Origin of the sequence: Acinetobacter seifertii, assembly GCF_016064815.1 — a bacterium.
Taxonomy (GTDB): Bacteria; Pseudomonadota; Gammaproteobacteria; order Pseudomonadales; family Moraxellaceae; genus Acinetobacter; species Acinetobacter seifertii.
The window spans coordinates 1,528,869-1,541,533 of the sequence record NZ_CP065820.1; the positions used below are offsets into that span (position 1 = coordinate 1,528,869).

Sequence of the window (12,665 nt, forward strand, 5' to 3'; positions counted from 1 at the left end):
AGTTGAATCCTTTTTTATAGTTCTTGTTCTGCGGCTTTAATATTTGCAAACTCTTCTTCTGGTGTACCTTTAACTAAATGATAACGGCTATAGAGTAAAAAGTAAGCAATAAATACGACATAAATAGCGGCAGCAATAAACCAAACTTTCGGATTAACAACAAAGCCTGCAACCACAGCAGCGACTGCTAGAACTAACGCAATACTTGAAGTAACGATTCCTCCAGGAGTTTTATAAGGACGAGGCATGTCGGGTTTAGATAGGCGCAGTTTGATGTGGGATAAAAGAATCAACACATAGGAAATAGTGGCACCAAAAACCGCGATTAAAATCAGTGAATCGCCTTCTTTGGTAAGTGAAAGCAAGAATCCAATAATGCCCGGAATAATAATCGCAAGATAAGGGGCTTTATTTTTATTGGTTAAAGAGAGTGACGTCGGTAAGTAGCCAGCTCGTGACAATGCAAAGATTTGACGTGAATATGCATAGATAATTGAAAAGAAACTCGCGATTAAACCTGCTAAACCAACAAAGTTAACAAAAGTCGCAAGCCAAGTATTGGTACCATAAACTTTAACCAGAGCATCTACGAGCGGAGCGCCTGAGTTTTGCAAAGTACTTGCACCTGCTGCGCCTGCACCCAAGAATAAAATGAGCATGGCAAATGCCGTTAAGATGAGCATTGCACCGATTAAACCGCGTGGGAGAGATTTGGCTGGATCTTTCGCTTCTTCGGCTGCTAATGGAACACCTTCAACTGCAAGGAAAAACCAGATTGCAAAAGGAACAGCGGCCCAGATGCCTAAATAGCCATGAGGTAGAAAACTGCTTGTGCCTACACCTGTACCAACTGGAATATCAAATAAATTTTGTGCATTAAAGTGTGGAATCATTGCCACAATAAACACAACCAGAGCAACAGCAGCGACAAGGGTAATTGCGAACATGATTTTTAAAGCTTCGCCAGCACCTTTCAAATGTATGCCCATAAAAATGGCGTAGCAGGCGAGATAAATCATCCAGCCATTTATGCCAAATAAAGATTCGCAATAACCACCAATAAATACGGCAATAGCAGCAGGGGCAATTGCGTATTCAATTAAAATGGCTGTTCCTGTTAAATAGCCTCCAAAAGGGCCAAAGGCAGCACGTGCAAAACTATAACCGCCACCTGCTGTCGGCATCATGGTAGACATTTCCGACATAGAAAGACACAGACATAAGTACATAAGCGCAGCGAGTGCAGTGGCAATAAACATGCCACCCCAACCACCTTGAGCAATACCAAAGTTCCAGCCAGCAAAATCACCCGATATCACATAAGCTACACCTAAACCAATCAGGAGCAACCAACCAACCGTACCTTGTTTGAGTTGACGCTGAGCAAAATATTCTGCTGATGAGACTTCTGTGCTTGAAGAAATGACGGAAGCTGTTTCTGGTTGATTCATACAATACTCCTGCGAGTGGGTTTATATGAATCAATGCAAAAGCAATGCCTAAATGAAGCACTTCAGAGAGTAGATGGAGCTTTTTTATTCTAAAAGATAAAAATTCAAGCTTAACAATCGTAAATAAAGAAGCCAGCAATCTAAATTACTGGCTTCTTATATAATTTATGACCTTACTTTTTTCTAGTGTTGATAGTTTGGTATCAACTTGGTGCGAAACTTAGAAGAAGCCCATTGGTTTAGTTGAATAACTCACCAACAAGTTTTTAGTTTGTTGATAATGATCTAGCATCATCTTATGGTTTTCGCGGCCAATACCAGACTTCTTGTAGCCACCAAATGCAGCATGTGCAGGGTAGATGTTGTAGCAGTTTGTCCAAACACGGCCAGCTTCAATAGCACGACCAGCACGATAAGAAATATGAGCTGAACGTGACCATACACCTGCACCTAGACCATACATAGTGTCATTGGCAATTTTAATTGCATCGTCAAAGTCTTTGAACGTTGTCACAGCAAGTACAGGTCCAAAAATTTCTTCTTGGAAAACTTGCATGCTGTTGTGACCTTTAAAAATAGTCGGATCAACATAGTAACCATCGCCTACTTCTTTACGGCCGCTACCGCCAAGTAAGAGCTCTGCGCCTTCTTCACGACCAGTGTTAATACAACGTAAGATTTTCTCTTGTTGTTGTAGAGATGCTTGAGCACCAATCATCGTTTCAGTATCAAGTGGATGACCGGTTTTAATACGTTTTACGCGCTCGACTGCCATCTCTAAGAACTGATCAGCAATGCTTTCTTGTACTAAAGCACGAGAAGGGCAAGTACATACTTCACCTTGGTTTAAGGCAAACATGGCAAAACCTTCAAGCGTTTTTTCTAAGAAGTCATCTTCTTTGTCCAAGATATCTTCAAAGAAAAGGTTTGGTGACTTACCGCCAAGTTCTAAGGTAACTGGAATAATATTTTCGGTCGCATATTGCATCACCATTTGTCCAGTTTGAGTTGAACCTGTGAATGCGATTTTTGCAATACGTGGGTTTGTCGCTAATGGGCGGCCGACTTCTGAACCGAAACCATTGACAATATTAAGAACACCCGGCGGTAAAATGTCTTGAATCAGTTCAGCCACTAACAAAATACCTACTGGAGTTTGCTCAGCTGGCTTAATCACCACACAGTTACCAGCCGCTAGAGCAGGAGCAAGTTTCCATGCTGCCATCAAAATCGGGAAGTTCCACGGAATGATTTGGCCCACTACACCGAGTGGTTCGTGGAAATGATATGCAATAGTATCTTCATCAATTTCAGAGATACCACCTTCTTGAGCACGAATACATCCAGCGAAATAACGGAAATGGTCAATCGCAAGCGGAAGGTCAGCTGCTAAAGTTTCACGGACTGCTTTACCGTTATCCCAAGTTTCTGCAACAGCAAGCATTTCAAGATTTGCTTCTAAACGATCAGCAATTTTTAAAAGGATATTTGAGCGTACCGTTGGTGATGCTTTATTCCATGTTGCTTTTGCTTTGTGCGCTGCATCTAGAGCGAGCTCAATATCTTCGGCACTAGAGCGTGGAATACGTGTAAAAGCTTTTCCGTCAACAGGAGATACGTTGTCAAAATACGCACCCTTTACAGGTGCTACCCATTCACCGCCAATAAAATTTTCGTATTGTGATTTAAATTGAACTTTTGAGCCTGGTTGATTTGGATCGATATAGCGCATATAAATATTCCTTTGCTTTTTAGGACTAAAGACTAACAAGAACCCTGTCAGTAGGTACTTTCGTACTTTGTATAATTAGGATATAAAGAAGAAGGTTGGAGAAAGGTTGGAATAGAAATGTGGATATATAAGGAATTTACAAATGTTCACAAAAAAGGATTTATTGCAGCAAAGGACGTTGATTGATCAACTGCGCACGCAAAATAGTCTCTCTCCTCAGAATGCTGCCAAACTCGGCCAAAGTATTGCAAGCTCGTGGGAACGATCAGCTTCTGCAGCGATTCCTAAAGAACGTTTTGCTGCTCCATTAGTCGAGAAAAAAACTGCTTCACAAAACGCTTTAGATATGGCCTTAAGCCAATGTGCCGACGACTTACGTCATATTGCAGAGCAATCTTCAATGGTAATTGCTGTCGGTGATATCGGCAGTACGATTATCTGGACGGCAACAAGTGCTCAAATGCAAAGTGCTGCTGAACGTGTGCATTTTGTGCAGGGTGGGCAATGGCGTGAAGAATTTGTGGGCACCAATGCCTTAGCTTTATCTTTAAAAACTCAACAATCAAGCTGTGTTTTTTCAAACGAACATTACATGGAATCGATTCATGATTGGGTGTGTTATGCTGCGCCGATTATCGATCCATACTCAAAACAAACTCTAGGGGTTGTTGATTTATCAACCACTTGGAAGAATCATAATAGTTTAGGAATATTGGCTGCTGAACGTTGTGCATCCATTATTCAATCCGCTTTGCTAGAGCAGCAGCGCCAGCAATTACATATTCGTGCTTTTTCGACACCACAAGTTAAATTTAATGGCAAAAGTCTGTTATTAACGCCGCGTCAAATTGAAATATTGACGATATTGGCATTATGTCCACATGGTCTAACTTTAGAGCATCTTTATCAGGCACTCTATGGCGAACGTAAAGTCAGTATGGGTACGCTTAAAGCTGAAATGTCTCAACTACGCGATATTTTGGGCGGTTTGCTTGGTTCACGTCCATATCGATTACTTGTACATGTTGAAGCCGATTTTTTACAAGCTGAACAAGCACTAGATGCGGGATATGCAGCTTCAGCTTTGCAGCTTTACACAGGTGTATTTCTGGCAAAAACAGAAAGTCCATTTTTATGTGCATGGCGTGACTGTCTTGAGTCACGCTTGAGCGATGCAATTTTTAAAACACAAGAAATAGATTTATTACTTAAGCATTTAGCTCATTTTCCTGAAGCAATTGATGCGGTAGAACGCCTTATGGAATTAGTACCGAGTGAACATCCTGCGCATCAACTGCTGGTGAAATACCTTGACTCACCTAGACTCAGTTAGGTGATTTTTTGATCTAGCCACTGGAACAATTGTTGATAGACTTGTTCCCGTACTGGCTGGCCTGAAAGCACTAAGTCATGTAATCCATTGTGAATAGAAACTACAGAGATATCGCCTTTCATTTTTTTACCAAATTTGGCAATGTCTTTAACATCTAAAATGATATCGCTTTGAGTCGCATCTGGTCCCCATTTTTTAGGGTTTTTAGTTTGGTGCGAGTGCATAATCAGTGCAGGAACGTTTAGCTTAACTCCGCGATGAATCTCTTTTTGAGCCGTATGAATGGCATGAATAAAGCTGAGTTGAACTGTAGAAACAGATGCAGGTTTCCAGTCGAGGTTGAAGTCCCATTCACCTTGATATTTTTTATGAAGACTGGTGGCGTACCATTTGTTCAGTTGGCTTGGAAATTTAACTTTTGGCAGATATTTTCCTACTCGACTGAGCATTGGAATACCAAATTTCTTTTCGACTAGACTTAAATTGAAGTCGTAAAACGGACTATTTGCCCATAGTGCTTTAATAAGAGGGTGATTCGGGTGATGTGTTGCATAAAGCGTTGCTGTCAATCCGCCAGTCGAATGCCCAGCAAGTAAGACTTGGGTATGTTTCTCTTCGCCAATAATCTCTAATGCTTGGGTAATTTCGGCATCATATTCATTTAAATCATGCACATTATAGAAAATTTGATGAGGCAATTTTGAACGCCCATATTTTCTTAAATCAAGTGCATAGAAGTCATAACCATGAGCATTAAATTGCTCAGCCATTTCGGTTTGAAAGAAATAATCTAAAAAACCATGAATATACAGTACGGCTTTTTGAGTCGGTTGAGCGGCTTTTTTACGGATTAAGGTGGCTACAACTTTACCTTCATAATCATCAGGAAAGTTGAGGGTAAGCTGTTCGTAGCCAGTACCTAAAATATCTGGAACATAAGTTTGAGTAGCTAAAGATGTATTCATTGTTATCGGGCTATTGTAATTAAGACATGCAGAGTATCCTTCAATGAAATGGGCAAATTGTCAATCAGGTTTGGAGAAGGTTGGAGTATAGGTTCTAAAAAAAGGGAATACCGCTGGAGCTAAGTATTCCCCAAAAAAGTAAGTCAACGGTCGGAGGGATTTGACTTACTAGAGGGACATGCCATTACATCAGGATTAAAGTGCTGCTTTGAAAATCTCCACAACTTGAGCATGATTAGCTTTACGAGGGTTGGTCAGCATACATGCATCTTTTTGAGCATTATCTGCCATTACTGCAAGGTCTTCGGTTTTCACACCTAACTCTGTTAAGCCAGATGGAATACCAATCGATGCAGACAGTTTACGAATGGCGTCAATTGCAGCATAGGCAGCTTCCATCACTGTTAACCCGTGAGTTCTTACACCCATTAACTCGGCGATTTTTGCGTAACGATCTGGACAAGCAATTAAGTTAAATTCACATACGTGTGGTAATAAGATTGCGTTACATACGCCGTGAGGTAGGTTATAGAAACCGCCCAACTGGTGCGCCATGGCATGAACATAGCCTAATGACGCGTTGTTAAATGCCATACCAGCCAAATACTGTGCGTAGCTCATTGCATCACGTGCTTCGATATTTTCGCCGTTTGCGACAGCAGGTTGTAGCCACTGGCTAATCATCGTAATTGCTTTTTCTGCACACGCATCGGTAATTGGGTTTGCCGCTGTAGAAACATATGCTTCAACTGCATGGGTTAATGCATCCATACCTGTTGCAGCAGTTAAACCAGCTGGTTTTGCAATCATGAGTTTCGGGTCGTCAATTGCAATGAGTGGGGTACAACGCCAGTCAACAATTGCCATTTTTACATGAGTGTCTGTATTGGTAATAATACAGAAACGAGTCATTTCAGATGCAGTACCAGCCGTTGTGTTCACTGCAATCAGTGGTGTCATTGGCACTTTGCTTTTATCAATACCTTCATAGTCACGAATATGACCACCGCCTGCAGTAACTAGGCCAATACCTTTGGCACAGTCGTGAGATGAACCGCCACCTAAAGACACAATAAAGTCACAGCCATTGTCGTTATAGGCTTTCACGCCATTGTGAACATTAATATCGGTTGGGTTAGGTTCTGCACCCGGGAAAATATGGCTCGAAACGCCTGCTTCAGTTAAATAGTTTGCGATAAGGTCTGCAACGCCAAATTTAAATAAGCCTTCATCGGTCACAATTAATGCTTTTTTTGCGCCGAGGTTTTGTGCCTTCGTACCAATTTCTTTAGCACATCCTGGTCCAAAGAGTGATACGCAAGGAATATAAAAACCGTTTGTTTGATCTGCAATATTTTTAAAAGCCATGGAGTGATTCCTTTTTCCATAAATCCATTGTTTGTTATTACAGGTGAGCCTCACCATGGGCTTAGTATTGTGATCTGAAGATTATTTTCCTACCTACCAAAAACCTACCAAATATTACTTAGGACTTAATTATTGATTTTTAATGACTTTATATAAAATTTGGCGCATTCATTTAATTTTTTCGGGAAAATCGTTAAGCTATGGGCTGTTGAAGATGTACATATGAGATTATGAAACAGGAAACTGCGCTTAAACTGCTCAAAGCAGGTGAAAATGTTTTTTTAACCGGTTCGGCTGGTGCAGGGAAAACCTATACACTCAATCAGTACATCCAATATCTAAAAGCACGTAAAGTGCCTGTGGCTATTACAGCATCTACAGGTATTGCGGCAACGCATATGAACGGCATGACCATTCATACGTGGGCGGGCATCGGTATTAAAGATCAGTTAACTGACGATGACTTAAAACGTATGAAAGAGCGTAAATATCTCAAGGAACACCTTGAAAATGCGCAAGTTCTCGTTATCGATGAAATCTCAATGTTGCATGCAAAGCAGCTCAATCTGGTCAATCAAGTCCTAAAATATTTTAAAGAAAGTGATGAGGCATTTGGTGGCATTCAAGTCATTGTGGCTGGAGATTTCTTCCAGTTACCACCTGTAGGACGTAATGGTGAAGCCAACCGTGACAAGTTCTGCTTTATGTCAGATGCATGGGTCGAAGCCAAATTTCGCGTATGTTATTTAACAGAACAACACCGTCAAGACGATGAAATTCTGAATCAGATTTTAAATGCGATCCGTGCGCAAAATATTCAAGCAGATCATTTACACGCATTACGTCAATCACGCTCGCATGATATTGGTGAGACCTTTACTCGTCTTTATACGCATAATATGGATGTCGACAATATCAATTATCAGCACTTAAATGAAATTGATAATGAAGGGCATCAATTCAATGCCGTTTTAGATGGTAATGAGAAACTGGTAGAAACTTTAAAATCCTCGGTACGCGCACCAGAAGAACTCACACTGAAAAAGCATGCCAAAGTTATGTTTGTCAAAAACAACTTTGATATGGGCTATATCAATGGAAGCTTGGGTGAAGTTATCGGCTTTGAAGAAGATGACGAAAATGGCTTACTGCCGAAAGTAAAACTAACCGATGGCACGACATTGCTCGTTGCCCCTGAAACATGGTCAGTTGAAAATGAAGCAGGCAAAGTGATTGCAAGTTTTCAGCAAATTCCACTTCGTTTAGCGTGGGCGATTACTATTCATAAAAGCCAAGGCATGACTTTGGAAGCTGCAGAAATTAACCTCATGAACACCTTTGAAAAAGGTCAGGGTTATGTTGCGCTTTCGCGCTTAAAATCTTTAACTGGATTAAAGTTATTAGGTATTAATGAACAAGCTTTAGAGTTAGATAGTTTAGCGGTCAAAGCGGATCGCCGTTTCCAAGAGCTTTCAAAAGAAGCCGAAGATAACTTTGCAGATGTAGATTTAACGGCTCAGCATAAAGCCTTTATTCGTCATTGTGGCGGCACCTTAAACGAAACTGAGATTTCTCGTAATGAGAAGAAACTCGCAAAAGGTGGCAAGCAAAATTACGCTACGGCAACGCTAGATGAAACACGTGCATTGTTTGAAGAAGGCTACGAAATTGAAGACATTGCGCATGAACGTGGCCTGACACCAGCGACGATTATTAATCACTTGGCTCGACTTCATAAAGAACAAAAGCTGGATATTTCGGTTGCTCATCCTGGTGAAGAAGTGGTTGAAGAAGTCCGTAAAATTTATAAGAAATTGAAAAAACGTCAGAATCCAGATCATTTTTCTGATGATGGTTCGATCAAACTAAGACCAATTGTTGAAGCAACTAGTCCTCGAATGGGATATGATCAGGTTCGATTAGCTTTATTATTTATTGAATAAAGTTTGATTGGCTTAATTACTTATTACATAACTTGAGGTGGCTATGCCGCACGTAGTAGTCGATTATTCAGAAAACTTAACTGGATTAAACGCAAAACAATTACTTGAAGAAATTAATACCACACTGATTGAGACAGAGTTATTTAGTCCAGAAGACATTAAAAGCCGTGCACGTAAAGATGATGTTTTCCTCATTGGCTTAGGAGCTGATCAAGCCTATATTCATGTAAAGGCGTATATTTTGTCGGGAAGAAAGGCTGAACAAAAACAGCTTGTGGGTGAGCAATTATTAGCGGTGCTTAGCAACAAAAAATATTTACAACAAGGGTTTAATAAAGAAATTCAATTGTGTGTTGAGCTAATTGACATGCCAAGAGAAGATTATTTTAAGCAAGTTGTATAACTATAAAAAGCGCAATTTCGATCAAGAATAGCGATGAGCACTATGTAAAAGTAGTGCTATCGAATGAACAGACATAAATGTATGGCTGTATATACACAAAAGTTGCAATTGGTTTGCGACTATATTCAAAGACATTTAGACGAAGATTTAGATGTTGATCGGTTGAGCCAGATTGCGGCCTTATCTAAGTTTCATTTTCATCGTATTTTTGCCATTCATATTGGCTTAAATGTAATGAAGTTTATTCAACTTTCTCGTTTAAAGCGGGCCTCTTTTCAACTAGCTTTTGAACCCGATCTCAAGATTATTGAGATTGCATTACAAGCAGGGTTTGACAGTCCCGAGGCATTTACTCGTGCATTTAAGCGTTCATTTGATCAAACTCCTCGGGCTTTTAGAGATAAACCAGACTGGGAATCTTGGCACCAGAAGTTTGTTTTTACGATTCCAAAAAGTGAGCTAAAAATGAATGTAAATATTGTTGAGCGTCCGGCTGAAAAGATTGCCTATCTATCGCATTTAGGAAGTCCAGATAAAGTCTTGGAAACAGCTGCGCGTTTTATTGCTTGGCGTAAAGAAACAGGTTTATCGCCCGTAACCAAGTCTAAAACTTATGGTATTCCTTTTGCTGACCCAGATCAGACACCATCTGATGAATTTCGGTTTGATATTGCAGGTTCAATTGAAAAAGCTGTACCTGAAAATAGTTACGGCGTGCAGACAGGTGAAATTCCTGCGGGTCGTTATGCAACCGTAAGACATTTGGGTAGCCATGACCAGATTAAAGATAGCGTGTATTACATCTTTAGAAACTGGTTACCTGAGCAACCAGAAGAAGCAGGGGATTATCCAGTTTTCTTTCACTATCACAACTTTGTGCACGAAGTGAACGAGTGCGACCTTGTTACCGACATTTACTTACTTCTAAAGTGAGTCTAATCTGATACAGGCCTAGCTTAGGTTATGCCTGTATGTTTAAAAGTTTGATATCTGCATATTGTTCAATCAGGTTGTCATCTAGCATATGGATATAATCCATAAAGATGCTACTAAAGCTTCCCATGGTTTGCGCTTGATTTGCTGCAAGTTTACCTGCAATTGCAAAATGAACATGAGCTGAAAGAGCAGCAATGGTTGGTGTTGTCACAGCGCTATATGCGGCAATTAACGCACCTAAAGCACAGCCTGTTGCGGTAATTTTAGGTTGTAAAGGACTTCCGCCGTTCACTTGAATCACAGCATCTATTTCATGAGACAAGATATAGTCTGACTCGCCTGAAATAGCGATACAGCTTGCATGTGTTAAGAGAGAAACAGCTTGTTGATAGGCTTGATCACTACTTAAAGTGCTGTCTACACCTTTAGATTGAACCTGATTGCCTGCAAGCGTACTGATTTCTGAGGCATTACCACGAATAACGCTTGGTTTGAACTGTAAAAGCTCGTCTGTCATTTGACTACGCCAAGCTAAAATTGGGCCGTAACCGACTGGATCAAGTACCCAAGGAACATTATTAAGCTGTGCTGTTTTGGCAGAGATTTGCATGGCTTGCATTTGCTCTGAAGTAGGTGTCCCCAAATTAATGCTTAAAGCCGATGAAATTTTGGTAAAACTTTCTGCTTCATAAGGATTATCAATCATGGCAGGTGAAGCACCAGAAGCCAGTAACACATTGGCTGTATAGTTGGCTGCAACACTATTGGTGATGCATTGCACAAGAGGCGCTTTTGCCTGCATGTTTTGCCAAGCTTCAATGACCTGTTCAATCAAACTAGATGTCGATGTCATATTATTATCCCTAGTAAGCTAAAGTGATATAGATTTAGTGGGTAAAATAGTGATCTTGATGCTTACATCTTTCGCAAATCAAAGAAACATAATCTGCTGCATCATAATCAACACTTAAATCATTTGAACCACAATGCATACAACGTTTAACTGAGTAAAAGTTTAACCGAGGTTCAATTTTTCGCCATGCTTTCCATACAGGTTGTACAAAAATTTGCTCGTCATAACCTAAAAAGCGGTTAAACAAAATGTGGCTCATTTTACTGTAAGGGATATTGTAAGGGCGTGGCAACATTGAAGTTTCCCACTTTTCCGCCAAAGCTCTTTCCCGATATTGCTCTAAAGTTTTCTTTAATAAATTGGTATTAATAAACTTTTCATTACGTGGCTGTAGCGCCTTTTGTTTATAAAGATATTCGAGTGCAGTTTGAATCAAATAATAAATTTGACCAATGGCCAATGAGTCCATTAAACGATAGCAAAAAGTTTGAAAGTTAGAGCTACCAGCAATTTGAATACCCCATGTTCGGCAATAGAACTGAGTAAACTGAATAATTTCTTGATAGAGCACTTGAAAAAGGACGTCTTTCACTTCGTCGGCACTACGAAATGGAATACCAAGACTTAAGTTTTCATAGAACCAATGACGTAGTTGTTGGGCTACACTAAATAAGCTTGGGTCACTATAGCCATCTAGGCGAATGTTTAAATAAAAGCACTGTGGTTCGTCAGATTGATCCTGTGCATTTAAAATCCCATCTTTATGAAGCTGTTTAATGAGATGATTTTGGAACATCCAGTTGGGTGTAATAGGCTGATATTTTATTTGGTCCCAGTGAATGTATTCGTCATGCGCAACATCGTCACGTGCATAATCATCGAGCAGGCTAAGCAGAAAAAGTTTATTTAAAAAACTAAGTTGCTCCAGACTACGTTGAGGTTGATCTTTTGACTTAAACTGGCGTTGTTCTTGTAGGCGGGTTTGCTGTAAAAGTTTCTTTCTTTGTTTAGTGCATTGGTCACAGTGACACGTCATTTTTGTGTCTTTAAATACACGGTGCTGGCAATGACTGCATTCATGAAACTGAATGTCTTGCTCAAATTGTTCGGCATCTACCCAATACATTGAAGCTTGGCAGAGTGGGCAATGGCTACTTTCATCTAGCTGTTTCTGTAGAATTTGTAAGGCCATTTCGCTCCGAACACTTAAATCAATCATGATTGACCTATTATACACAGCCGCATTGCCGATAGCTGAGATTGTATTTTTGTTTGGTGCAAAAATAGAAAACCTAAAATCTTTATTTTGACTTTAGGTTTTCATAAGAGATTAAAAGTTAAGATTAAACAGGGCACGGCAAGCTCTCATCATGTTGTCCAAGTTTTTTAGCATTAATAAGCGCCTGTACTTTTTTACTTGGTAATTTCACTTTACCTAATGCGTCATAAGTATTAACGATAGTTGTTACCTCCTGAGCAGTCATTGAAATACCTTCAGCAGTTAAAAACACGGCAATCACATGATGGTCGAGTCCCGCTGCATCTAGATCATGAATAGCTTTAATATTTTCTAAACGATGTAAATAAGTTTTTAATTCCATAGTAGCTACCTCTTGTTCTGATCGAAATACTTATACTGGTATATGAGCTAAGGCAAGAACCATGCCTAAAATGTAAGCAG

Annotated in this window: 11 protein-coding genes; 4 read left to right on the forward strand and 7 right to left on the reverse strand. The window is 40.0% G+C overall.

Annotation, left to right across the window (positions count from 1 at the left end; translation table 11 throughout):
* Window positions 1–14 precede the first annotated feature (14 nt).
* Together eat and exaC are read right to left on the reverse strand one after the other, a co-directional pair.
* On the reverse strand, window positions 15–1,451 hold the full coding sequence (gene eat, locus I8T81_RS07220; protein WP_198072462.1) for an ethanolamine permease: 1,437 nt from the start codon (window positions 1,449–1,451) through the stop codon (window positions 15–17).
* A gap of 220 nt (window positions 1,452–1,671) precedes the next feature.
* Window positions 1,672–3,183 (reverse strand): acetaldehyde dehydrogenase ExaC, encoded by a 1,512-nt coding sequence (exaC, locus tag I8T81_RS07225; RefSeq protein ID WP_191110550.1) that lies wholly within the window; start codon window positions 3,181–3,183, stop codon window positions 1,672–1,674.
* 142 nt (window positions 3,184–3,325) lie between these two features.
* On the opposite strand from exaC, the gene I8T81_RS07230 reads away from it, so the two are divergent.
* Window positions 3,326–4,516, forward strand: a complete 1,191-nt coding sequence (locus tag I8T81_RS07230) for a helix-turn-helix domain-containing protein (RefSeq protein WP_198072463.1) — start codon at window positions 3,326–3,328, stop codon at window positions 4,514–4,516.
* Here I8T81_RS07230 and I8T81_RS07235 read toward each other — a convergent pair.
* Window positions 4,513–5,481 carry an alpha/beta hydrolase gene (locus I8T81_RS07235; RefSeq protein WP_198072464.1) on the reverse strand — a complete coding sequence of 323 codons (969 nt, stop codon included), beginning with the start codon at window positions 5,479–5,481 and terminating at the stop codon, window positions 4,513–4,515. The two genes, I8T81_RS07230 and I8T81_RS07235, sit on opposite strands and share 4 nt — an antisense overlap.
* 195 nt (window positions 5,482–5,676) lie before the next feature.
* The gene (gene mdh / locus I8T81_RS07240) at window positions 5,677–6,849 is read right to left on the reverse strand and encodes an iron-dependent methanol dehydrogenase (RefSeq protein WP_077163420.1); all 1,173 of its coding nucleotides are present in this window, start codon (window positions 6,847–6,849) and stop codon (window positions 5,677–5,679) included.
* 230 nt (window positions 6,850–7,079) lie between these two features.
* Here mdh and I8T81_RS07245 point away from each other — a divergent pair, with 230 nt between their 5' ends.
* The 3 genes from I8T81_RS07245 (at window position 7,080) to I8T81_RS07255 (ending at window position 10,128) form a co-directional block, all read left to right on the forward strand.
* Window positions 7,080–8,792: an AAA family ATPase gene (locus tag I8T81_RS07245; protein WP_198072465.1), complete on the forward strand. Its 1,713-nt coding sequence runs from the start codon at window positions 7,080–7,082 to the stop codon at window positions 8,790–8,792.
* Window positions 8,793–8,835: 43 nt separating this feature from the next.
* Window positions 8,836–9,195: a 5-carboxymethyl-2-hydroxymuconate Delta-isomerase gene (locus I8T81_RS07250; RefSeq protein ID WP_198072466.1), complete on the forward strand. Its 360-nt coding sequence runs from the start codon at window positions 8,836–8,838 to the stop codon at window positions 9,193–9,195.
* An 81-nt stretch (window positions 9,196–9,276) separates the two neighbouring features.
* Window positions 9,277–10,128, forward strand: a complete 852-nt coding sequence (locus I8T81_RS07255; RefSeq protein ID WP_039251709.1) for an AraC family transcriptional regulator — start codon at window positions 9,277–9,279, stop codon at window positions 10,126–10,128.
* A gap of 28 nt (window positions 10,129–10,156) precedes the next feature.
* Here the strand turns inward: I8T81_RS07255 and thiM are convergent, their stop codons facing one another.
* The 3 genes from thiM to I8T81_RS07270 all read right to left on the reverse strand — a co-directional run bounded on the left by thiM (window position 10,157) and on the right by I8T81_RS07270 (window position 12,585).
* On the reverse strand, window positions 10,157–10,984 hold the full coding sequence (gene thiM, locus I8T81_RS07260) for a hydroxyethylthiazole kinase (protein WP_198072467.1): 828 nt from the start codon (window positions 10,982–10,984) through the stop codon (window positions 10,157–10,159).
* Between the two features lie 34 nt (window positions 10,985–11,018).
* Window positions 11,019–12,176, reverse strand: coding sequence for a hypothetical protein (locus I8T81_RS07265; RefSeq protein WP_145994056.1), 1,158 nt, complete (start codon window positions 12,174–12,176; stop codon window positions 11,019–11,021).
* Between the two features lie 151 nt (window positions 12,177–12,327).
* Complete coding sequence (locus I8T81_RS07270; protein WP_004700972.1) at window positions 12,328–12,585, reverse strand: hypothetical protein; 258 nt, start codon at window positions 12,583–12,585, stop codon at window positions 12,328–12,330.
* Between the last annotated feature and the right edge of the window lie 80 nt (window positions 12,586–12,665).